The sequence below is a fragment of the Paraburkholderia acidiphila genome (assembly GCF_009789655.1).
GTDB classification, from domain to species: Bacteria; Pseudomonadota; Gammaproteobacteria; order Burkholderiales; family Burkholderiaceae; genus Paraburkholderia; species Paraburkholderia acidiphila.
Window position 1 is genome coordinate 1,082,672 of sequence record NZ_CP046912.1, and the last position, 21,144, is coordinate 1,103,815.

General features: G+C 63.0%; 19 protein-coding genes and 2 pseudogenes. 12 read left to right on the forward strand and 9 right to left on the reverse strand.

Annotated features, from left to right (window positions below; genetic code table 11):
• The first annotated feature begins 44 nt into the window (after positions 1 to 44).
• The 4 genes from FAZ97_RS35050 to yicI are packed head-to-tail and all read left to right on the forward strand — an operon-like array spanning position 45 to position 5,297.
• The gene (locus FAZ97_RS35050) at positions 45 to 983 is read left to right on the forward strand and encodes a carbohydrate ABC transporter permease (RefSeq protein ID WP_158763306.1); all 939 of its coding nucleotides are present in this window, start codon (positions 45 to 47) and stop codon (positions 981 to 983) included.
• An 18-nt stretch (positions 984 to 1,001) separates the two neighbouring features.
• On the forward strand, positions 1,002 to 1,814 hold the full coding sequence (locus FAZ97_RS35055; RefSeq protein ID WP_158763307.1) for a carbohydrate ABC transporter permease: 813 nt from the start codon (positions 1,002 to 1,004) through the stop codon (positions 1,812 to 1,814).
• Positions 1,815 to 1,832: 18 nt separating this feature from the next.
• A complete protein-coding gene (locus FAZ97_RS35060) occupies positions 1,833 to 2,912 on the forward strand; it encodes an ABC transporter ATP-binding protein (RefSeq protein WP_199272221.1) in 1,080 nt (359 codons plus the stop codon).
• A 54-nt stretch (positions 2,913 to 2,966) separates the two neighbouring features.
• A complete protein-coding gene (gene yicI, locus FAZ97_RS35065) occupies positions 2,967 to 5,297 on the forward strand; it encodes an alpha-xylosidase (RefSeq protein ID WP_158763308.1) in 2,331 nt (776 codons plus the stop codon).
• Between the two features lie 118 nt (positions 5,298 to 5,415).
• On the opposite strand, the gene FAZ97_RS35070 is transcribed toward yicI, so the two are convergent.
• Together FAZ97_RS35070 and FAZ97_RS35075 are read right to left on the reverse strand one after the other, a co-directional pair.
• Positions 5,416 to 5,682, reverse strand: a complete 267-nt coding sequence (locus tag FAZ97_RS35070; protein ID WP_158763309.1) for a DUF4148 domain-containing protein — start codon at positions 5,680 to 5,682, stop codon at positions 5,416 to 5,418.
• A gap of 191 nt (positions 5,683 to 5,873) precedes the next feature.
• On the reverse strand, positions 5,874 to 6,950 hold the full coding sequence (locus tag FAZ97_RS35075) for a GGDEF domain-containing protein (protein ID WP_158763310.1): 1,077 nt from the start codon (positions 6,948 to 6,950) through the stop codon (positions 5,874 to 5,876).
• 268 nt (positions 6,951 to 7,218) lie between these two features.
• Here FAZ97_RS35075 and FAZ97_RS35080 point away from each other — a divergent pair, with 268 nt between their 5' ends.
• The 3 genes and pseudogenes from FAZ97_RS35080 to FAZ97_RS35090 form a co-directional block, all read left to right on the forward strand.
• Positions 7,219 to 8,472, forward strand: coding sequence for a serine hydrolase domain-containing protein (locus FAZ97_RS35080; protein WP_158763311.1), 1,254 nt, complete (start codon positions 7,219 to 7,221; stop codon positions 8,470 to 8,472).
• 13 nt (positions 8,473 to 8,485) lie between these two features.
• A complete protein-coding gene (locus FAZ97_RS35085) occupies positions 8,486 to 8,836 on the forward strand; it encodes a cupin domain-containing protein (RefSeq protein ID WP_158763312.1) in 351 nt (116 codons plus the stop codon).
• A pseudogene (locus FAZ97_RS35090) lies at positions 8,802 to 9,083 on the forward strand (DUF3734 domain-containing protein); the annotation flags it as partial. The gene FAZ97_RS35085 and the pseudogene FAZ97_RS35090, both read left to right, overlap by 35 nt.
• 104 nt (positions 9,084 to 9,187) lie before the next feature.
• On the opposite strand, the gene FAZ97_RS35095 reads toward FAZ97_RS35090, so the two are convergent.
• From FAZ97_RS35095 to FAZ97_RS35105, 3 genes are all read right to left on the reverse strand, one after another.
• Positions 9,188 to 9,421: a tautomerase family protein gene (locus tag FAZ97_RS35095; protein ID WP_158763313.1), complete on the reverse strand. Its 234-nt coding sequence runs from the start codon at positions 9,419 to 9,421 to the stop codon at positions 9,188 to 9,190.
• A gap of 79 nt (positions 9,422 to 9,500) precedes the next feature.
• Positions 9,501 to 10,211: an SDR family NAD(P)-dependent oxidoreductase gene (locus FAZ97_RS35100; RefSeq protein WP_158763314.1), complete on the reverse strand. Its 711-nt coding sequence runs from the start codon at positions 10,209 to 10,211 to the stop codon at positions 9,501 to 9,503.
• A 302-nt stretch (positions 10,212 to 10,513) separates the two neighbouring features.
• Entirely contained in the window at positions 10,514 to 10,936 is a 423-nt protein-coding gene (locus FAZ97_RS35105) for a VOC family protein (protein WP_158763419.1), read from the reverse strand.
• 250 nt (positions 10,937 to 11,186) lie between these two features.
• On the opposite strand from FAZ97_RS35105, the gene FAZ97_RS35110 reads away from it, so the two are divergent.
• The 5 genes from FAZ97_RS35110 to FAZ97_RS35130 all read left to right on the forward strand — a co-directional run bounded on the left by FAZ97_RS35110 (position 11,187) and on the right by FAZ97_RS35130 (position 16,740).
• A complete protein-coding gene (locus tag FAZ97_RS35110; RefSeq protein ID WP_158763315.1) occupies positions 11,187 to 11,624 on the forward strand; it encodes a MarR family winged helix-turn-helix transcriptional regulator in 438 nt (145 codons plus the stop codon).
• 87 nt (positions 11,625 to 11,711) lie between these two features.
• Entirely contained in the window at positions 11,712 to 13,274 is a 1,563-nt protein-coding gene (locus FAZ97_RS35115) for a DHA2 family efflux MFS transporter permease subunit (RefSeq protein WP_199272222.1), read from the forward strand.
• A gap of 106 nt (positions 13,275 to 13,380) precedes the next feature.
• On the forward strand, positions 13,381 to 13,818 hold the full coding sequence (locus FAZ97_RS35120) for a MarR family winged helix-turn-helix transcriptional regulator (protein ID WP_158763317.1): 438 nt from the start codon (positions 13,381 to 13,383) through the stop codon (positions 13,816 to 13,818).
• 56 nt (positions 13,819 to 13,874) lie between these two features.
• Positions 13,875 to 15,410: an efflux transporter outer membrane subunit gene (locus tag FAZ97_RS35125; RefSeq protein WP_158763318.1), complete on the forward strand. Its 1,536-nt coding sequence runs from the start codon at positions 13,875 to 13,877 to the stop codon at positions 15,408 to 15,410.
• 34 nt (positions 15,411 to 15,444) lie between these two features.
• The gene (locus FAZ97_RS35130) at positions 15,445 to 16,740 is read left to right on the forward strand and encodes an HlyD family efflux transporter periplasmic adaptor subunit (RefSeq protein WP_158763319.1); all 1,296 of its coding nucleotides are present in this window, start codon (positions 15,445 to 15,447) and stop codon (positions 16,738 to 16,740) included.
• Between the two features lie 19 nt (positions 16,741 to 16,759).
• On the opposite strand, the gene FAZ97_RS35910 is transcribed toward FAZ97_RS35130, so the two are convergent.
• From FAZ97_RS35910 to FAZ97_RS35150, 4 genes and pseudogenes are all read right to left on the reverse strand, one after another.
• Complete coding sequence (locus FAZ97_RS35910) at positions 16,760 to 17,044, reverse strand: hypothetical protein (RefSeq protein ID WP_158763320.1); 285 nt, start codon at positions 17,042 to 17,044, stop codon at positions 16,760 to 16,762.
• 35 nt (positions 17,045 to 17,079) lie between these two features.
• Positions 17,080 to 17,379 carry an ArsR/SmtB family transcription factor gene (locus tag FAZ97_RS35140; protein ID WP_158763321.1) on the reverse strand — a complete coding sequence of 100 codons (300 nt, stop codon included), beginning with the start codon at positions 17,377 to 17,379 and terminating at the stop codon, positions 17,080 to 17,082.
• 26 nt (positions 17,380 to 17,405) lie between these two features.
• Entirely contained in the window at positions 17,406 to 17,972 is a 567-nt protein-coding gene (locus FAZ97_RS35145; protein ID WP_233271975.1) for a DJ-1/PfpI family protein, read from the reverse strand.
• 18 nt (positions 17,973 to 17,990) lie between these two features.
• Positions 17,991 to 20,797, reverse strand: a pseudogene (locus FAZ97_RS35150) (2-oxoglutarate dehydrogenase E1 component).
• Positions 20,798 to 21,144 lie beyond the last annotated feature (347 nt).

Sequence of the window (21,144 nt, forward strand, 5' to 3'; positions counted from 1 at the left end):
TATCGGTTCTTCGGGCGCCAGCCTGCCTTTGAGCAATGAACGCCATGAACACACTTTTGCGCCGTGCTCCGCGCGATCCGGCAGCGGGGCGCCTGCGCCGCTTGCCGCGCGCCCATGCCTTCGAGATTTCGCTGGCGGTGTTCGCGCTGCTGTATCTGCTGGTGTTTGCGGGCCTGCCGCTCATCTACAACATCGTGCTGTCGTTTCAGCAGGTTGATTTGATGGCGCCTGCCACGCTGCTGCGGCCATTCGTCGGGCTCGCGAACTATCGCGATGTGTTCAGCCGTCCCGAGATGCACCAGGTGATCGTGAACACGGTGCTGTTCGTCGGACTGTCGCTCGTGTTTCAGGTGGTGATCGGCTTTCTGCTGGCGCTGTTGTTCGCGCAGGACTTTCCGTTTGCGAGCCTCATGCGCGGCCTCTTTCTCGCGGGATGGATCATGCCGGGGCTCGTGGTCGGCGTGATCTGGAAGCTGATTTTCGCGGGCGATTATGGCGTGCTCAATCATGTGCTGATGCAAACGCACATCCTGCAAGAGAAAATCTTCTGGCTCTCCGATCCGCACTGGTCGCTCTATGCCGTGATCGCCGCGAACGTGTGGCTTGGCGTGCCGTTCAACATGCTGTTGCTCTCGGTCGGGCTTGCGGCCATTCCGGCCGACTTATACGAGGCGGCGGAACTGGACGGCGCGAATGCGCTGCAACGTTTCGTCGGCATCACGTTGCCGATGATGAAAGCCACGCTCGGCGCCGTGATCGCATTGGGCGCGATCCTGACGATGCAGCAGTTCGACCTGATCGCAGCGCTTACGCAAGGCGGACCCGCCAACTCGTCGCTCGTCGCGCAGTACTGGTCGTGGCAGCTTTCCCTGCAGACCTTCGAGGTGTCGGCGGGCTCCGCGGTGGCCACGGTCATGCTGGTGCTCGTGCTGATCGTGGCGGTGATCTATGTGCGTTCCACGCGCAACGAAAGGATGGTCTGAGATGAAGGATGGTCTGAGATGAAGCGCTATGTCCTGTTCGTCATCGCGCTGTGTGTCACGGCGGTTTATCTGTTCCCGCTGTACTGGATGTACATCACCGCGTTCAAGAGCGCGAGCGAGATGTTCCAGTATCCGCCCACGTTCTGGCCGCAGCATCTGCAATCGCATCTATGGCAGGTGTTCAGCAGCAGCGGCATGGGCCGCTTCCTGTGGAACTCGTTCGTGACCGCCTGCGGCACCGTGGCGGTGACCGTGTTCGTCGGCACCGGCGCCGCCTACGCGCTCGCGTTCGTGCAGAACCGCTGGACCAGTTTCGCGATCTTCGCGGTGCTGGTGCTCCAGGCGCTGCCGTCGAGCCTCATGGTCACGCCGATCTTCACGGCGTTCAAGAGCCTCGGCTTACTCGATACGCCGCGTCTGGCCGTCGTGCTCGCGCAGATCACCAAGACGCTGCCGTTCTATATCGTGCTGTGCCGCCCGAGTTTCGTGCAGGTGCCGCGCGAACTGCGCGACGCGGCGCTCGTGGACGGCGCGACGCCGGCGCGCGCGTTCTTCGGCGTGATTCTGCCGCTCGCGGTCAACGGCATTCTCGTCTCGGCGATTCTCGTGTTCCTGCAATCGTTCGGCGAGTATGTGTACGCCCGCTCGCTGATTCTCGACGACCAGTATCAGACCGCCACGGTGGGCCTCTCGGCATTCGTCGGCGCGACCAAGGTCGACTGGATCGGCATCATGACCTACTCGGCCATTTTCGTCACGCCCATCCTCGTGGCGTTCATGCTGCTGCAACGCAAGATCGTCGCCGGGTTGACGGCCGGCGCGCTCAAGTAACGCATACGGAGAATCGCTGTGGATCGCATACAGATCGAGCGCCTGAGCAAGAGCTACGGAGCCGTGCAGGTGCTGAAGGACATCGACATTAGCGTGCCCGAAGGGTGTTTCGTCGCGCTGGTCGGGCCTTCGGGCTGCGGCAAGTCCACCTTGCTGCGCACCATTGCCGGGCTCGAGCAGATGACGGGCGGCACGCTGCGTATCGACGGCCAGATCGTCAACGACGTGCCGCCGCGCAAGCGCGATGTGGCGATGGTGTTCCAGAGCTACGCGCTCTATCCGCATATGAACATCGAAAAGAACATGTCGTACTCGCTGCGTCTGCGTGGTGCCGCACCCCAGGTCATTCGCGAAAGCATAGACGGCGTGGCGCGCACGCTGGGCCTGGATCATCTGCTCGCGCGCATGCCGCGCCAGCTTTCTGGCGGTCAGCGCCAGCGCGTGGCGATGGGCCGCGCAATCGTACGCAATCCGAAGGTATTCCTGTTCGACGAACCGCTTTCGAATCTCGACGCGGCACTGCGCGTGCATATGCGTACGGAAATCCGCAAGCTGCATCAGCGCCTTGGCGCGACTTCGGTGTATGTCACGCACGACCAGATCGAGGCGATGACGATGGCCGATCACGTGGTTGTGATGCGTGCTGGCGAAGTGGAACAGCAGGGCGCGCCGCTTACGTTGTATCACCAGCCTGCCAACCGGTTTGTCGCGGGGTTCATCGGCTCGCCTTCGATGAACTTCATCGAAGCCGTGATCGGGCCGGACGGGCGCAGCGCGCAGTTCGGCGGCGCACAGGGCGCGAGCGTGCAGACACTGGACCTTGGGCGTTCGCTGCCAGTGGGCGCGCAAGTGTGGATTGGTTTGCGCCCCGAGCATTTGAAGCTGCACCGCGAGGCCCACGGCCTGCGCGGCGTGATCGACACCGTGGAGACCACCGGCTCCATGAACTTCATCGCGGCGAAGCTCGACGGCGTCGCGGCGCCCGTGATGATCGCGCAAGCCGGCGTATGCACCATGCGCAGCGGCGAAGCGCTGGGGCTCGACATTTCGGGCGAGCACATCCACGTGTTCGACAGGAAGACCGAGCGGGCGCTATAGGAAAACCGCAAGTGAGTCAGGAAAAGCTGTTCAATAAGCTATGAGTACATCTAAATGAAAATCAGCGATGGCAACTGGTTGATCCGGGACGGCCTGAACGTCTCGTACTCCGCGTCGCCGCACAGTGTGGAGATCGTCGGCGACGAACTGCTCGTGCACGTGGCGCCGCGCGACGTGTCGAACCGCGAACGGCAACTCGACACAGGCCTCTTTACGTGGCGCTTCTTTTCGCCGCAAAGCGGCGTGATTGGCGTGCGCGTCGAGCATTTCTCGGGCGTGGTCGATCGCGGACCGCATTTCGCGCTCAATCGCGCGCAAACGGAAGTGGTCACGCAGAACACCGAAGAAGCCGCGAGCCTGACGAGCGGCTCGCTGACCGTGCGCATCGTGAAGTCGGGCGACTGGTCGGTGGATTTCCTGCGCGATGGCGAGCGCATCACCGGCAGCGGCTTTCGCGCGAGCGGCCAGGTCCACGACGCCAACCAGCAGGGCGCCGCGTTCATGTTCGAGCGGCTCGATCTTGGCGTTGGCGAGAATGTCTATGGACTCGGCGAGCGCTTCACAGCGTTCGTGAAGAACGGTCAGGTGGTCGAAAGCTGGAATCGCGACGGCGGAACGGGCACCGAGCAGGCATACAAGAACGTGCCGTTCTATCTGACCAATCGCGGTTACGGCGTGCTGGTGAACCATCCGGAAAACGTCTCGTTCGAAGTGGCCAGCGAGAAAGTCGCGAAGGTGCAGTTCAGCGTGGCGGGCGAGCGGCTCGAATACTACGTGATCGACGGCGCCACGCCGAAAGCCGTGCTGGAGCGCTTCACGCAACTTACCGGAAGGCCCTCGCTGCCGCCCGCGTGGTCGTTCGGCCTGTGGCTCACCACTTCGTTCACGACGAACTACGACGAAGCCACGGTGAACCACTTCATCGACGGCATGGCGGAGCGCGGCATCCCCCTGCACGTGTTCCACTTCGACTGCTTCTGGATGAAGGCCTTCCACTGGTGCGATTTCGAGTGGAACCGCGAGACCTTTCCCGATCCGCAGGGCATGCTGGCGCGGCTCAAGGCGCGCGGGCTGAAGATCTGCGTGTGGATCAATCCGTATATCGCGCAGCCGTCGCCCCTCTTCGCCGAGGGCATGGCGAAAGGCTACCTGCTGTGCAAGCCCAACGGCGACGTTTGGCAGTGGGACCGCTGGCAGCCCGGGCAGGGCATCGTCGACTTCACGAATCCCGCTGCGGCGCAGTGGTACGCGGGCCATTTGCGGCGCTTGCTCGAAATGGGCGTGGATTGCTTCAAGACGGATTTCGGCGAGCGCATACCCACCGACGTGGCCTACCACGACGGCTCCGATCCGCAGAAGATGCACAACTACTACAGCTACCTCTACAACAAGGTGGTGTTCGACGTGCTGCGCGAAGTGCGCGGCGAAGGCGAGGCGGTGGTGTTCGCGCGCTCCGGCACCGTGGGCAGCCAGCAGTTGCCCGTGCATTGGGGCGGCGATTGCAGCGCGACCTACGAATCGATGGCCGAGACGCTGCGCGGCGGCCTCTCGCTCGGCTTGAGCGGCTTCGGCTTCTGGAGCCACGATATCGGCGGATTCGAGCACACCGCGCCCGCCGACGTCTACAAGCGCTGGTGCGCGTTCGGCCTCTTGTCGAGCCATAGCCGCCTGCACGGCAGCAAGTCGTATCGCGTTCCATGGCTGTTCGACGACGAAGCCGTGGACGTGGTGCGCCATTTCACCGAATGGAAGTCGCGCCTCATGCCGTATCTGTTCGACGCCGCGCAGCAGGCGGTCGATCACGGCACGCCCGTGCTACGCGCCATGCTGCTTGAGTTTCCGGACGACCCGACCTGCGATCATCTGGACCGCCAGTATCTGCTCGGCGACTCGCTGCTGGTGGCGCCCGTGTTCAACGCCGTGGGCGACGTGGACTTCTGGCTGCCGGCGGGGCGCTGGACGCATCTGTTCACGGGCAGGGCGGTCGAGGGCGGCCGGTGGCTGCGTGAGCGGCACGGGTTTTTGAGTCTGCCCGTCTACGTGCGGCCGAATACGTTGCTCGCGATCGGGACCGAGGACCAGCGTCCCGATTACGACTACGCGTCGCGCAGCGAACTGCATCTGTTCGAGCTGGGCGATGGCGCGAGTGCGGCAGCGACGCTGCGCGACGAACGCGGCGCGCGCGTGACGCACGTGAGCGTGACCCGGCACGGCGATACGCTGGCTGTGCGATACGACGGCGTGAAAGAGGCGTTGCCGATGACACTGCGGCAATGGCCTGAACTGCGCGATGCCGGAGGGTTGAAGGCACACGCCGGGGAAACGGGCGTGGCGGTGCAGTTGCCGGCAGGCGAAGGAGAAGTGTTTTTGCGCATCCCGGCGTAAGGCCAGGATCGCGAACGCCAGAAATCCGACTGGCCCGCCATCGCAACCACTGCAATGGCGGGCCAGAAGGCAACAACCGGGCAACAACTACAAAGCGTGGCTTGTTCAGCCTCGCAGCTTACTGCGCTGCTTGACCAGCTTGCGACGAACCGTTGTTCACGCCGCCGATTGCGCTGTTCTGCGCAGCCACACGAGCTTCGGCAGCCTGAACGTTCGCCGGATATTCATTGGGGTTCGAACGTGCCGGATTGAAGCCGGCCTTTTCGACCTGCACCATGTCCGCACGGACTTGCGCGCGCGTCACGGGCTGGTTCGACTGGGCGAACACGGCAACAGGAGCGGCGAGGGCGGCAGCGATAACAACGGCTTGGACGAGCGATTTCATGACATAACCTCCAGATTTACTTTCTTCTTGAGCTGCCTACGGGGTTGTCTGCAGCGATGGAGGCAGTGTAGGAGGGTCAGGGACTAGGGTAAATACCTAAGAAACGAATTCACTGTTTCCGCCGGAAGAACAATCCGGGCACGGGCACGGCGCAAGCCATTTATTTCCGAACGTGGCGGGAGTGAGTGGGGTCAGACCATGTCGGGCACGACGCCGACCGTATCGACGAACTCTGTCTTCCCCATGCCGCGCGACTTGGCCCGGTACATGGCGCTGTCCACGGCGCGCATCAGGGTACGCGCGTCGAGCGAGCGGCTGCCGGTGCCTTCCGTGAGCAGGCACACGCCGATGCTGCACGACACCGTGACCGGATAGCCGCCCGCGGTGCGCATATTGGCGAGAATCGCGTGGATGCTGTTGGCGACGGTGAGCGCGTCGTTCTTGTCGTAGACATGACGGGCCAGCACCACGAATTCGTCGCCGCCCAGGCGTGCGAGCGTATCGCCGCGCCGCATGCGGCGCTCCAGCGCGGCGGCGAAGTTGCGCAGCAGTTCGTCGCCCACCGCGTGCCCGAAGGAGTCGTTCACTTCCTTGAAGCCGTCGAGATCGACGAGCAGCATGGCGGTGCGCTCGACTTCGCCAACGCGCGTAAAGAGCGTGCGCCCAATGGCCTGCTCGAGCCGCACGCGGTTGTAGAGGCCAGTGAGCGGATCGGTCGACGCCTGGCGTTCGAGCCGGTGCACGAGCACCGCCAGATAGATGGACGTCGCCACGATGCTGAGCGCGATGCCGAGCGCGGCCGTGATATTGGCGTGCCACCACGGTTGCCAGTGCATCAGTCCCATGATGCCGACGAGCGCCACGACACACGAAAGGCCCAGCATGCGCTGGCCATAGCGGCAGCCCGCGCCGACCAGAAACCAGAAGGCCACCCACAGGAGCGGCAGCGCAGCCGTGCCGCCCACGGCCAGCGCGGCGGTGACGATGGCCTGATCGGCGAACGTGGAAAGCGCGAGGCGCACGAGCGAGCGCGCTGGTGCGACGGTTACCGCCACATACGTGATGACGCCGAACGCCACATAAGCGGTGACCGCCAGAAGCGTGGCGTAGACATGCGTCGAGCGATAGATCGAGCAGGCAAGAAGGTAGGCGAGAAGGACGACGGAGCCGAGCGTAATGCGCAGTACGGCCTGTTCCTTTTCAGGGTCCTTCGGAAAGGCGCGATACAACGCTTTCCCGGGCCAGGAATGTGTTTCCGTGTCGCCCATGGCTGCCACCCCCGCTGTCATTCTGTATTTTGTCGCCCGGTAGTGTACCCCACACCTATTGCGATTCGAGACGCGAAAAAAAACGACATTCGGACGCGTCCGCTGTCGATGCGAGTTGAATTGCGCCGAACGCTCGGGTGGTGCCGTCGCGCCTGGCAACGCCACGCAACGCTGCGCAATTTCGCGCCGAATGACCGATACTGTGGCGCACATCGCATGGAATCCATCAATTCCGAATTGGCTCGATCAAACCGGTAAAGGAGACGTCATGGGTAGGGAAGGTCTGGAAAAGCAGGGTATGTCGTGTGAGCGGCTCGCGCGGATCGAACGTTTTCTCGACGAGAACTACGTCGGCGCGGGCACGCTCGCCGGCACCGTCACCCAGGTGTGGCGGCGTGGCGAACTCGCGCTGAACTCGGTGCTGGGTCTCGCGGACCGCGAGCGGCAGACGCGCATGGCCGAGGACTCGATCTTCCGCATCTACTCGATGACCAAGCCCATTACGTCGGTGGCGATCATGATGCTGGTCGAGGCGTGCAAGATCGCGCTCGACGACCCCGTGAGCAAGTACATCCCGTCATGGGAAAAACTTGGCGTGTACGCGGGCGGTCTCATGGAGAGCTTCCAGACGCGTGCGAGCGCGCGCCCGATGCGTGTGGTCGACCTGTTGCGCCATACCTCGGGCCTGACCTACGGTTTCCAGCAAAACACCAATGTCGATGCGGCGTATCGCAAGCTGAAGGTGGGTGAGCTTGCGACCGCAGGCACGCTCGACGACATGATCGAAAAGCTGGCCACGGTGCCGCTGGAATTTTCGCCGGGTGAAGCGTGGAACTATTCGGTTTCGACGGACGTGCTCGGCTATCTCGTCGGCAAGGTCAGCGGCATGGCCTTCGAGGACTTCCTGAAAGCGCGGATCTTCGACCCCCTCGGCATGGTCGATACGGCCTTTTACGTGCCGCAGGAAAAGCTGTCCCGCTTCTGCGCCTGCTATGCCATCGGCGCGCTCGGCTCGAAGGTCGTGTCCGATAGAGGGCCGACGCTGCAGGACGATCCGCAGACGAGCCCTTATCGCGAACCGCCCTCGTTCGTTTCGGGCGGCGGCGGCCTGGTTTCCACGGCCGCGGACTACATGCGCTTCTCGCGTATGCTGCTGCGCGGCGGCGAGTTGGACGGCGTGCGTTTGCTCGGGCCGAAGACCGTCCAGTTGATGACCGCCAACCATCTGCCGGGCGGTGTCGACCTGCCACGCCTCTCGCGCTCGATGTTCACCGAAGCGGCCTACGAAGGCGTGGGTTTCGGGCTTGGCTTCGCCACGACGATTGCACCCGCATCCACACTGATTCCGGGTAGCGCTGGCGACTTCTTCTGGGGTGGCGCGGCCAGCACGTTTTTCTGGGTCGATCCGCGCGAGGACATGATCGTGCTGTTTCTCACGCAACTCCTGCCTTCGACTGCGTACCCGATTCGCCGGCAGTTGCGCACGCTCGTGTACAGCGCGATTACAGAGTGCGGAACCTGAGATTCGCGCCGCAATGGACCCGCTTTCCGATGTGCTTTCCCTGCTGAAGGTCAAAAGCGTGCTTTCGGCGCGCATTGAGGCGGTGGGTCCCTGGGCGCCGCGCTTTCCCGCTTATCGTCACGTCAAGTTTGGCGGCGTGATCGAGGGCGCGCGATGGGTATGGATCGAAGGCGTGACCACGCCCGTGAAAATGGAGGAGGGCGACTTCTGTCTGCTTACCGACGGCTCGCCTTATTGTTTTGCGAGCGATCCGGGCGTGGCGCTGCAAAACGGAGAGCAGATATTCGCCAGTCACCTGGATGCGGATGGCATTGTGCGCTATGGATCTGGTGATGCATCTCATCTACAAGAACAAGCCCTATGAAGGGTACTATAAGGATGACGAATTAATCATCGACACCATGCGCGAGCATTGGGAGAGCGGTCTGGAAGATATTCGCGATTCGTTTTCCCATCGCGAGTGGTTCGACGTGCCAAGCCGCGAGCAGGGTTTCGTCACGCACGATGTGCATCGCTTACCGCGCGAGGTGCCGCAGTGCGATCGCGCGCGGTGGACTGCGTGCGAGGGAGAGCCTTGCGAAAGCGCCGCTGTGGCTCGACCGCGTTCATAGTCCGTCGTCCGTGTTCATGCGAGGCCTCAGATGGAAATTGACAGCGCCACGATGCGACCGGTGCATAGCCGCGCGAAGCCCGCTCTCGAGCAGGCCGCGCGCTGTTACTTGATGAGTCCCTTCTGCCGCCGGTAGACGTCGGTTGGCAGCCCACCCCATCCCCAGTTTTCCGTTGGCACTTCTTCAATGACGACGAAGGTCGCTTCCAGCGGTTTGTTCAACACGTCGAGCAGTAGCTGGCTCACGCCCTTGATGAGCTGGGCCTTTTCGTCGGACGTGACGGAATCGGCGCCGGGCTTGGTGCCCTCGCGCGTAACCTGAATGGTGACGATCGGCATTTCGCTTTCCTTGATGATGATCGTTGGAAGGAGCGCCGGCGCACGGCGCTCCAGTCTGGCTCGGTGGTGTCGATGCGCCTTAGTGCCCGGCGATCTGGCCGCCGTCGACGTGCAGGATTTCGCCCGTCACGAACGGGGCCGAGTCGAGATAGAGGATGGCGTTCACAATGTCGCTCATCTCGCCCATATGACCCATTGGGTGCAGCGCGCCAAGCGCCGCGTGCGTTTCGGGCGCGTGCATCGGCGACTTGATGATGCCGGGCGACACGGCGTTCGCGCGAATGCCGCGCTTCGCGTACTCGATAGCGAGCGAGCGCGTAGCGGCGGCGAGACCGCCCTTCGTCAGCGAGGCCAGCACCGAGGGTACGCCGTCGATCGCGTGATCGACGAGGGTAGTCGTGACGCTGAGGACGTGGCCGCTCTCGTGCTTTTCCATCTCCGCAATCGCGAGCTGCGCGATATGGAAGAAACCGCCGAGGTTAATGCCCGTGATCGCGGCGTAGTCTTCCGCGGTGTATTGCGTGAACGGCTTCGCGATGAAAATGCCCGCGTTGTTGATGAGCGTATCGACGCGGCCAAAGCGCGAGACGGCCGTTTCGATGACCCGGCGAGCCGTGGCAGGGTCCGCGATATCGCCGGCGACTGCGACGAGATTGCTATCGTCAGTCTGTTTGATGTTGCGCGACGTTGCGACCACGTTGTGGCCGAGTGCGCGGAATGCCTTGGCCGTTTCGGCGCCGATGCCCTGCGATGCACCGGTAACCACGACGACTTTGGGGGCTTGACTCATATGAACCTCGAAGTAAGTTGGACTCTCTATCTGATCGGGCTTGCCGCTCCGATGTCGATCAATTTACGCACCGGCGCTCCCGTTTTGAATACAGGAGGCGGACAAACAGTTGTGAGTCACAGGAACAAATGGGTACAAGCTGGGCGCAATGCCGCCCGGAGGAAAGGGTCATTGAGAATGACGTTTCAGGAGCTTCGGATAACGTAGTAAATAGAAGCGACCCCCGCACGTGAGTGCTCACGCGCGGGTCAATCTGGACAGGAGGAGAGCAGCGGCCGTGGCGTGACCGCCAGATGCGAGACTCAGGAAGCCTGCGTGCGCGGATCGTGATCGAATTCGAGCCTGATCCCGCCCGGTTCGTACACCATGGTGTGACGTTTCGGCCCCGGTCCGAGGTTTTCCGGCGCAAATTCGATTTTCACGCCGGGCCACTCAGAAACGCGCGCGAAAATATCGTTGAGCGCTTCTTCGCTGCCTACGCGCAAGGCGAGATGATGGAGGCCCACGTGAGTCTTGCGGTCGAATTCGATCATGCGACTAGGGTCGTTGACTTGCCAGAGGGTCAACATGACGTGCCCGTCCGAGACGAACGCAGCCGGATAGCTGGGCCTTTCGCCAACCTGTTTCCAGCCCAGGCAATTCACGAAAAAGTCGCGCGTGAGGTTCAGATCGCGGACGGTCAGGCCGACATGATCGATGCCCAGTGTAAGCGGTTTGTCAGTCATGCTTCGATTCTCCTGAGAAAAGAGTGTGACGATCCGGGGCAAATCTCTGCCGAAACAATATAGCGGCGAAGCACGGCGTGGATAATCGCTTGCCGTTCACATCAGTTTTTACACGATGTATCGCGTCGCGCAGGCAGGGCGATTGCGCGGCGGGTCGAGGCGCTAAACTCGTCGCGCGCCTCCGGAAACCTGCTTGCACACATCTGCAATGTCAGATATATTCCGCATCAGATATCGAGGAGGGCAATCGATGAACGATCCCGTCAATGAAGATTTCGAGCGGACGCAGAAGCTGGTGTTCGTGCTGGGTCAGGCGCATCACCGCATGGCCACTGAACTCAGGGCAGGCCTCAAGGACGCCGGGCTGAATCTGCAGGAGCGCGGCATTCTGCTGACACTCGCCTGCGGGAGCGCAACAACGCCGGCGGCACTGGCGAAGTGGCTCGGCGTGCACCCCGCCCGGATGACCCGCGTGCTGGACAAGCTCGAAGCCAGCGGACTCGTGGAGCGCTCGCGCAATGGCACGGACCGGCGCCTCGTCGACGTTTCGTTGACGCGGGAGGGCCGCTCGGTCGCGGCCCGCAACACCGACGTTGCCCCGGGCGCGTGGAGCGAGCGGCTTGCGCACTTCTCGAAGTCCGACTTCGACGCCTTGAGCACACTGCTTTCCCGATTGCTGCATGGCTAAGACGGCATTTTTTTGTTCAATTATCAGACAAGTCAGATAACGGCCCGTGCTTGACGGGACATTCGCTTCCAGACGAGAGAACGTAACATGAATCCATCGACCAGCCCAGGCGGGCCCGCCCAGCTGACAGGCATGAAGTTCGCACTTGGCACCTTCGCCGTGGCGCTCGCCACCTTTATGAACGTGCTGGATTCGTCGATCGCAAACGTTGCGATTCCCACGCTCTCCGGCAACCTTGGCGTGTCGATCGACGAAGGCACGTGGGTCATCACGCTCTTTGCCGCGGCCAATGCGGTGTCCATTCCGTTGACCGGTTGGCTTACGCAGCGCGTGGGCCAGGTTAAGCTGTTTGTCTGGGCGATCCTGCTGTTCGTGCTCTCGTCGGCGGCCTGCGGCCTGGCACCGAACCTGCTCACGCTGCTCGTGGCCCGTATCGTTCAGGGTGCGGTGGCGGGGCCGCTGGTGCCGCTCTCGCAGGCCTTGCTGCTCGCTTCGTTTCCGAAGGAAAAGAGTTCGAACGCGCTGGCGCTGTGGGCGATGACGGCAACCGTGGGACCGATCGCGGGCCCGGCGCTCGGCGGCTGGATCACCGACAGCTACAGTTGGTCATGGATCTTTTATATCAACGTGCCCGTCGGCCTCTTCGCCGCCGGCGTGGTGTGGGCGATCTACCGCGACCGCGAGACGCCGGCACGCAAACTGCCGATCGACAAGGTCGGGCTGATCTCGCTCATTGCCTGGGTGGCGCCGTTGCAGATCATGCTCGACAAGGGCAAGGATCTCGACTGGTTCAGCTCGCCGGTGATCTGGGCGCTCACCATCGTCGCCGCGGTCAGCTTCGTGTTCTTCCTGATCTGGGAATTGACTGAGGAAAAACCGATCGTCAACTTGCGGCTGTTCGCCAAACGCAACTTCCTCGGCGGCACGATTGCGATCTCGGTCGCGTATGCCATCTTCTTTGCAAACCTCGTGATCCTGCCGCAGTGGATCCAGGGCTTTCTCGGCTACCGCGCGGTGGATGCGGGGCTCGTCACCGCGCCGCTAGGGATTTTCGCCGTGATACTCGCCCCCGTGATGGGCAAGGTCATGCCGCGCTCCGACCTGCGGGTGCTTGCCACGCTGGCGTTTGTTGGCTTCGCCGCCGTGTTCTTCATGCGCTCGAACTACATTACAGGCGTCGATGCCTGGACACTGATCCTGCCGACGCTGCTGCAAGGCATCCCAACGGCGCTGTTCTTTACGCCGCTCACCGGCATCATCCTCTCGGGGCTGAAGCCCGACGAGATTCCGGCGGCCGCGGGCCTGTCCAACTTCGCGCGCATTTTCGCCGGCGCCGTGGGCACGTCGCTCATGAGCAACGCCTGGAACGACCGCACGATCCTGCATCACGCAAGGCTCGCCGAGCAAACGAGCGTGGACAATCCCATGTTCACCAGCGCGATTGCGCACCTGCACGCGACGCTGGGTGGCGGCGTTCCCAAGGCCACGGCCTTCTACGAGAGTTCGCTCAACGCGCAGGCCACCATGCTGGGGTTAAACGACATCTTCTGGATATCGGCGGTGATCTTCATCGTCATCATTCCGCTGATCTGGGTGACGAGGCCGGTCAAGGGCGGTGGCGCAGGCGCGGCAGCGGCTGGCGGACACTGAATACTGCAGTTGAATCCGGTTCAAAGGGCAAACCCGTCTCACGTGTTTTTTCTTGACAGTATCTGATAATGCAGATATTGTTCGATTCAACACGGAGGATGTCGCGATGGACCACTACACCACGAGAAATTTCATGCTCACGGAAAGTGTCGGCTTCAGGATCGTCAAGGCACGCAATCTGGTCGTCGCGGAAATGGACGCGGCGCTCAAGGACCTCGATATCACGGGCCAGCAAATGGGTATTCTGCTTTCGCTGAAGCAGGGTGTGGCGACCACGCCGTTCGAACTGTCGAAGCTGCTCGGCATCGACACGGGCCTCATGACGCGCATGCTGGACAAGCTGGAAACAAAGGGTCTGCTGGAACGCTCGCGCGACGCAGACGACCGCCGCGTGGTCAATCTTCACCTCACGGCAAAGGGGCAGGAAACGGCGGCGCAAATTCCGGAAATCGCGCCGCACGTGCTGAACGCGCGCCTGCGCAAATTCACGAAGGCGGAGTTTGTCGAGTTGAACCGGCTGCTTCGCAAGTTCACCGACGACTGAACGGTGCGGCCGTGGGGCCGCGCTTTTTTTCGACCATTAATCTGATTTGTCAGAAAATGAAACCGCAGACTTCTGAATCAAGCACTGGTGCCCGTACGCTGAAGCTGGGTGTATCGGCAATCGCACTGGCCGCGCTGGCGGCGTGCGCAAACTATGCGGGCATCCACAGCGATGCGCAGATGGCCAAGCCGCAACAATTCGAGACGGCGCAGAGCCTGCCGCAAGAGCAGGGCCGCTGGCCGAGCGCCGACTGGGTCGACCAGTTCGGCGACGCGCAACTGAAGGCACTGATCGCCGAAGCGCTGCAGGGCAGCCCGACGATCGAGCAGGCCAAGGCGCGCGTGGCGCAGGCACAGGCCTATAGCGAAACCGCGAAGGCGAACACGCTGCCGCGCGTCGACGCCAGCTACACGCTCACGCGCCAGCAGTTCAGCAGTACGGCGCTGATTCCGCCGCCGTACGCCGGCTCGTGGCAGACCGAAAACAAGGGCCTGCTCACGGCCTCCTACGATCTCGACCTGTGGGGCAAGAACCGCGAGGCGCTGCGCGCCGCCGTTTCGCAGACCGCTGCGAGCGAGGCCGACGAGGAAATGGTCAAGCTCACGCTGGATACCTCGATCGCGCGCACCTACAACCAACTGGCGCGGCTCTACGCGTTGCGCGATATTGCGCAGGAAGAGGTCTCGCGTCGCGAGCATATCGACAGCATCACGGCGGGCCGCATTGCTACAGGCCTCGACACGCAGGTCGAACGCAAGACCGCGCAGGCAAACCTGGCGACGAGCCGCTCGCGCGTGAGCGCGCTCGACGGCAGCATTCTGACCACGCGCTACGAACTGGCCGCGCTGCTGGGCAAGGGCCCCGACCGCGGACTTTCGATCACGCGGCCAACGCTTGGCGTGGGCGACGAAGTGCGGTTGCCGGACAACCTGCCCGCCGACCTCGTGAGCCGCCGCCCCGATATCGTCGCGGCGCGCTGGCGCGTGGACGCGATCACGCACGAGGTGAAGGAAGCGAAGGCCGAGTTCTATCCCGACATCAACCTGAGCGCCGCGCTGGGTCTCGACGCATTCGGTTTCGGCCGCTTCCTGACGGCCGCAAGCCGCACGGCCTCGGTTGGGCCAGCGATCCATCTGCCGATCTTCGACGGTGGCGAATTGCGTGCGCAGTTGAAGGGCCGCTACGCCGAGTTCGACTACGCGGTGGCCGCGTACGACCAGACGCTCATTGGTGCGCTCAGCGGCGTTGCCACGCAGCTCGCGCAGATCCGCTCGAACGACGCGCAACTGGTCGACGCACAAACCGCGCAGCAAGCCGCGCGCGACGCCGACCAGCTCGCGATCACCCAATACAAGGGCGGCCTGACCAATCAGCTCACCGTGCTCAATGCCGACGTCACGGCGCTGAACGCCGACGAAGCCATCGCCAACCTGAAGATGGATCGCCGCGACGAGCAGATCGCGCTGGCTTCGGATCTGGGTGGCGGCTATGTCGATGCCTCCGCCGATACGGGCCACGGCGCGGACGTTGCCGCTCAAGCTAATCCCCAAGCCGCTACCCAAGCCAATTCCGTTATTGCCGCCGCACGTTGAACGGCATGTTTGCAAACCCGTCAGGAGAACTGAAATGAGCGAAACGATCACGACCGACCGCGAGCCGGTGGATCAACGCGACGACAAGAAAGGCGGCGCGCAAGCGGCCCCGGCGCACGACGACAAAGAGCCTGCGCCTCCGGGACGCCGCAAGCGTCTGATCGCGCTGCTCGGCGCCGTCACCATGATTGCGGGCGCGGCGTATGGCGCGTACTACGTCACGGAAGGCCGCTTTCACGAATCGACCGACGACGCCTATGTGAACGGCAATCTCGTGCAGCTCACGCCGCAGATCACGGGGACGGTAGTGGCCGTCAATGCCGACGACACGCAGATCGTGAAGGAGGGCGACCCCGTCGTGACGCTGGACCCGGCGGACGCGAGAATCGCGCTGGCCGATGCCGAAGCGTCGCTCGGCCAGACCGTGCGCCGCGTGAGCGGCCTCTATGTCAACAACGACTTCTACGCGGCCAACGTGGCGCAACGCGAATCGGACCTGGCGCGCGCCAATGACGATCTGCGCCGGCGCGTGGCCGTCGCGGACTCGGGCGCGGTTTCCGCCGAGGATATCGCCCACGCCCGCGACGCGGTGCAGGCCGCGCAGGCCGCACTCGACGCCGCACGCCAGCAAGGCGCGGCCAATCATGCGCTGACCGATCGCACGTCGGTCGAACAGCATCCGGACGTGCTGGCGGCCGCTTCGAAGGTGCGTGCCGCGTGGCTTGCCTATGCGCGCGATACGTTGCCGGCGCCGGTGACGGGCTATGTGGCGCAGCGTCAGGTGCAGGTTGGCGAGCGCGTGTCGCCCGGTACGCCGCTCATGGCGATCGTGCCGCTCAACGACGTGTGGGTGGACGCGAACTTCAAGGAAGTGCAGCTCAAGCACATGCGCATCGGTCAGCCGGTGACGCTCATCGCGGATGTGTACGGTTCAGGCGTGAAGTATCACGGCCGTATCGAAGGGTTTTCGGCCGGCACGGGTAGCGCATTCGCGACGCTGCCGGCGCAGAACGCCACGGGCAACTGGATCAAGATCGTTCAGCGTCTGCCGGTGCGCATCGCGCTCGATCCGCGCGAACTCGCGGCGCGTCCGTTGCGCATCGGTCTTTCGATGACAGTGGATGCCGACACGCGCGACGACTCCGGTTCGCGGCTCGGCGCGGCACAAAATACGCGCTATCGCACCGATGTCTTCGCGCAGTACGATGCGCAAGCCAACGGCGAGATCGAAAAGATCATCAAGCAGAACGAAATGGCCTCGGCCGCGACCGCTGCGCAACCCTTGCCGCAACATGTGGCGGCGCGCGATCACAAGGGCAACGCGGGCTAGGGCTTTCTGGCGGCCCGGCTCAGCGCGTGCGCATCTGCGGCAAGCGCGTTGGGCACCCCCTCGCGCAGGTAATCCATGAACGTCTTGATCTTGGCGTCAAGGTGCTTGCGCGAGGCGTACGAAAAAAAGAAGTGAGAAACTGCAGGCACGTGTGAGCCTCGAGGTCCTGCACCGTGCGCGGCACGCCTTGCGTGACGGCCCGCAACGTGTTGGCGATCTGAATGCTCAGGCGCGAGGCCGCGCCGGTAAAGCTTCCTTCTTCCGCAATGCGGACAACTATCCGCATCATGTCCAGCTTGTCCATCAGGTGTTTTCCACGGATAGATCGGCCGCGCGCTCCTATAAATGCAGGCGAATCTGCTCGGCAAAGGTCCGTATCACGGCTTCATTGCGTGACAGAAACATCCATTGTCCGATGCGCGTGGAAATGAGAAGCCCCGCATCGACGAGGACGGCAAGGTGTGCCGACACAGTGGACTGCGAGAGCCCGCTGCGCGCCTGGATAGCGTGCGCGGGCACGCCGCGACCCAGATCGATGTAGGCCTCGGGAAAGGCATCGGCCGGGACCTTCAGCCACGCGAGGATGTCGCGCCGGAGTGGATTGGCGAGTGCCTTGTGAATCAGATTCGCGTCTATCATGGCGTTCCCTGCGCATTCCCCATTCATCAATGCGGTTGCATCAACAACGTTCTGGCGATTGTGCCCACCGCATGCTCTCCCAGGTCTTCCCGCACGATAGAGAGGGCCAAGGGAATACCGGCACTCGCGCCGCCCGACGAATAGAGGTTGCCGTCCTTGAGACAGCCAGGATTGGACATGACGTGCACGAGCGGATAGTCGGCTGCGAGGCGGTGAGCATCGCGCCAGTGCGTGGTCAGCCAGCGGCGGTTGGCCAGGCCCGCACGCGCCAGCAGAAACGCGCCGTTGGAAATGCAGGCCAGCCTGCGCGTAGCGGGCCCGGCGTCGCTGAGCCACGCTACGAGTTCGCGATGCTCGCGTGCCGGACTCACACCAGGTGACCCAGGTACCACGACGACGTCGAATGGCGTGCGCGTTTCGAACAGACATTCCGTCGTGCCCACCGCCGTGCCGTTGGAAGACACGACGGGCCCGGGCAAGGTCCCGACGAGGTGCGGTTCATAAAACGGTCTGCCGTACAGGCGATTCGCTTCATGAAACACATCCATCGGGCCGCTCACCTCGAGCAGTCGAAAACCGGCGTAGAGCATCATCGCGACACGCATGCGCCGTTACCCCGCGAACGCCTGTTCGACCAGCGCGGATTGCCTTTCCACATGTGCCGAGTGGTAGCCCGGCGCGGTCGATGCTCCGGCGTCGGGACCGGCGTAGCGCAGCGTTGCGCGCGCAGGCAGAAGCTCACGCAACTGCGGCTCGACAAAACTCCATGCACCCTGGTTGCGCGATTCCTCCTGGCACCAGACCACGGTATTGAGGTTGGAATAGCGCGCGAGTTCGGCGGCCAGTTGCTTCGCGGGGAACGGATAAAGCTGCTCGACGCGGATGATCGGCGTGTCGGACGCGTGCGTGCGGCGATACTCGAGCAACTCGTAGTACACCTTGCCCGTGGCCACGATGACGCGCTCGACGCTGGAAGCCCGCGTCGCTTCGATCTGCGTGTCTGGCAGCACTTCGCGGAATTCGCCCTCGCTCAACGCCTCGAACGTGCTGACCGCTTCAGGATGCCGCAACAGCGACTTGGGCGTCATGACGATGAGCGGGCGACGCTCGGCGGTGAGCGCCTGCCTGCGCAGCAAATGGAAGAACTGGGCGGGCGTAGTCGGCTGGGCGACGCGCATGTTGTCCTGCGCGCTCAGTTGCAAATAGCGTTCCAGTCTCGCCGATGCGTGCTCGGGTCCCGCGCCTTCCTGCCCGTGAGGGAGCAAGAGCGTGAGGCCGCTGCGTTGCCCCCACTTCGCAGCGCCCGCAGCGATGAACTGATCGATCACCACCTGCGCGCCGTTTGCGAAGTCGCCGAATTGCGCTTCCCAGATCACTAATGCGTCGCGGTTCGCCGTGGTGTAGCCGTATTCGAATGCGAGCACTGCCGCTTCGGAGAGAATGGAATTCGTCACGCTAAACCGGCCTTGCGCGTGGCTACCCGTTTCACCGATGTGATCGAGTGGAATATAAACGCCGTCCGGGCGGTTGATCCGCGTTTGATCGTGCAACACGGCGTGACGATGATTGAAGGTCCCACGCGCGCTATCCTGCCCGCTCAGCCGAACGCCGACTCCAGCGCCGAGCAGCGAAGCGAAGGCCAGATGCTCGCCCATACCCCAATCGAGCGGCCTTTTTCCGGTGGCCATTTCCTGGCGGCCGTTCATCATCTTCTTGACGAGCGGATGAAGCGAAAGGCCTTCCGGCACGGTCGAAATCCGCTGCGCGAGAGCGCGCAGCGTTTCGGCCGAGGGAGCCGCGTGGGAAACCGGGGTTGCCGCTTCGGTCGGCATGGCACGCTCGCCCGCTTCCTCCTGCGCAGCGGAAGCATCTGACCCGTCGGTTTCATTCGCGTGCTTGAGAAGGTCGCGACGCGCGCTGAGGTAGCGCTCGGCTTCTTCGGCTGTCAGCACGCCTTGTTGAATCAGCTTCTGGGCGTACAGCGTTCTCACGCCGGGATGATTGGCGATCGCGCGATACATCAGCGGTTGCGTGATGCCCGGTGTGTCCTGTTCCTGGTGCCCGTATCGGCGGTAGCACACGAGATCGATGACCACGCTGCGTTTGAACGCCGTGCGATAGTCGAGCGCCAGGCGCACCGCCATCGCGACCGCTTCGGGGTCGTCGCCATTCACATGCAGGACGGGCGCCTCGATCATCTTGGCGATGTCCGTGGTGTAGAACGACGAACGCGTGTCGCGCGGATCGGAAGTCGTAAAGCCGATCTGATTGTTCACGACGATATGAACGGTGCCGCCCGTGCCGTGTCCGCGCGTATAGGACAGGCTCAAGGTTTCCATCACGACGCCCTGGCCGGACATCGCCGCGTCGCCGTGAATTTCGACCGGCAGAACCTCGACACCGTCCGCGCTGCCGAGGATTTCGCCCTTTGCGCGCGCCATGCCTTGCACAACGGGGTTCACGATTTCCAGATGCGACGGATTGAAAGCGAGCGTCACGTCAACCGGCCCTCAAGAAGTCTTTCGGGATCCTTGTCGTCGAACTCATCGAACAGCGCGCGCAGCGGTTTGCCTACGATATTCACGAGCACATTCAGGCGTCCGCGGTGCGCCATGCCCATCACCACTGAGCGCACCTTTTTCGAGGCACTGTACTGAACGACTTCGTCGAGCAGCGCGATCAACGACTCGCCACCTTCGAGCGAGAAGCGCGGTTGTCCGGTATAGCGCGCGTGAAGGTACTTTTCGAGGCCTTCTGCCGCAGTCAGGCGTTCCAGCAGTCTGCGTTTCTCCGCGGCCTGCAGCGATGGCCTGGCTCGCGTGGATTCGAGCTGCATCTGCCACCAGCGCCGTTGCTCCGCATCGCTGAGATGCATGAATTCGGCACCGAGCGTGCCCGTGTAGGTTTGCTCAAGCGCTGTAACGAGGTCTTGCAACGTGGCGTCGTCGTCGAACAGGAACGTGTCGGCGGTGCTGAATGTCGTCGACATGTCCGCGGCCGTCAGGCCATAGTAAGCGGGAGTCAACTCAGCGTAGGCGCGTGGCGGCGTCCATGCCAGCGGATCGAGATCGGCCGCGCGCGTGCCGATCATGCGGTACGCGGCGATCAGCGACTGTACCGCGACCTGCTTGCGCGCAAGGCCCAGGCCGGAGTCATTGGCGAGCTTGTTATCGGCCTGGACAATCGCGCGCGGCGGCCGCTTCGCAAACTCGACAAAGCTCGAAATGACGGGCGCGTGCAGCTCGTCGTCGCGATCGCTGCCATCGATAGCGGGGGTTTCGCGCAGCGCGTCGAACCACGCGCGCCATTCGCTGGTGACCGCATCCGGGTCGGCCAGGTAAGCTTCGTATTGCTCTTCAACGTAAGGGGCGTTGCCCCCAAAGAGGAAAGAGGTCTGACGTTCCTTCAACATGATCATTTTGCCTTGGTCGTTGCGCGGTCCAACATCGACCACGACACGTGGAGTGACGGCGATAATGCCGGCTACCCGGTACGTCCGGGTTATCCGCCCAGGCGCATTCGTTGAACACCAGTCTAGTTAAGCGGGGCAGCGGGAGAAATGCGCGCATGGTGCTGCGGCTTGCCAATGAGGGGGCGTTTTGGGCCACGCCTGGTCAGCGGCCGATAAGCGAGGATGCACAAGGTCCGGCCCAAGATTTGTTACACCGAGGCAAAATACTTTTTCCGGGGACAGACGACATCGAATCGCGACGATGCGGTAAGCTGCGCCACGGTCCTCGTCGGGGCACCGCGCGTTGAGTTGGC

Excerpts from the sequence above, each read along its gene's own strand:
- FAZ97_RS35050 (WP_158763306.1), top strand. The coding sequence starts at position 45 with ATGAACACACTTTTGCGCCGTGCTCCGCGCGATCCGGCAGCGGGGCGC.
- FAZ97_RS35055 (WP_158763307.1), top strand. The coding sequence starts at position 1,002 with ATGAAGCGCTATGTCCTGTTCGTCATCGCGCTGTGTGTCACGGCGGTT.
- yicI (WP_158763308.1), top strand. The coding sequence starts at position 2,967 with ATGAAAATCAGCGATGGCAACTGGTTGATCCGGGACGGCCTGAACGTC.
- FAZ97_RS35070 (WP_158763309.1), bottom strand. The coding sequence starts at position 5,682 with ATGAAATCGCTCGTCCAAGCCGTTGTTATCGCTGCCGCCCTCGCCGCT.
- FAZ97_RS35075 (WP_158763310.1), bottom strand. The coding sequence starts at position 6,950 with ATGGGCGACACGGAAACACATTCCTGGCCCGGGAAAGCGTTGTATCGC.
- FAZ97_RS35080 (WP_158763311.1), top strand. The coding sequence starts at position 7,219 with ATGGGTAGGGAAGGTCTGGAAAAGCAGGGTATGTCGTGTGAGCGGCTC.
- FAZ97_RS35085 (WP_158763312.1), top strand. The coding sequence starts at position 8,486 with ATGGACCCGCTTTCCGATGTGCTTTCCCTGCTGAAGGTCAAAAGCGTG.
- FAZ97_RS35095 (WP_158763313.1), bottom strand. The coding sequence starts at position 9,421 with ATGCCGATCGTCACCATTCAGGTTACGCGCGAGGGCACCAAGCCCGGC.
- FAZ97_RS35100 (WP_158763314.1), bottom strand. The coding sequence starts at position 10,211 with ATGAGTCAAGCCCCCAAAGTCGTCGTGGTTACCGGTGCATCGCAGGGC.
- FAZ97_RS35105 (WP_158763419.1), bottom strand. The coding sequence starts at position 10,936 with ATGACTGACAAACCGCTTACACTGGGCATCGATCATGTCGGCCTGACC.
- FAZ97_RS35110 (WP_158763315.1), top strand. The coding sequence starts at position 11,187 with ATGAACGATCCCGTCAATGAAGATTTCGAGCGGACGCAGAAGCTGGTG.
- FAZ97_RS35115 (WP_199272222.1), top strand. The coding sequence starts at position 11,712 with ATGAATCCATCGACCAGCCCAGGCGGGCCCGCCCAGCTGACAGGCATG.
- FAZ97_RS35120 (WP_158763317.1), top strand. The coding sequence starts at position 13,381 with ATGGACCACTACACCACGAGAAATTTCATGCTCACGGAAAGTGTCGGC.
- FAZ97_RS35125 (WP_158763318.1), top strand. The coding sequence starts at position 13,875 with ATGAAACCGCAGACTTCTGAATCAAGCACTGGTGCCCGTACGCTGAAG.
- FAZ97_RS35130 (WP_158763319.1), top strand. The coding sequence starts at position 15,445 with ATGAGCGAAACGATCACGACCGACCGCGAGCCGGTGGATCAACGCGAC.
- FAZ97_RS35910 (WP_158763320.1), bottom strand. The coding sequence starts at position 17,044 with ATGGACAAGCTGGACATGATGCGGATAGTTGTCCGCATTGCGGAAGAA.
- FAZ97_RS35140 (WP_158763321.1), bottom strand. The coding sequence starts at position 17,379 with ATGATAGACGCGAATCTGATTCACAAGGCACTCGCCAATCCACTCCGG.
- FAZ97_RS35145 (WP_233271975.1), bottom strand. The coding sequence starts at position 17,972 with ATGATGCTCTACGCCGGTTTTCGACTGCTCGAGGTGAGCGGCCCGATG.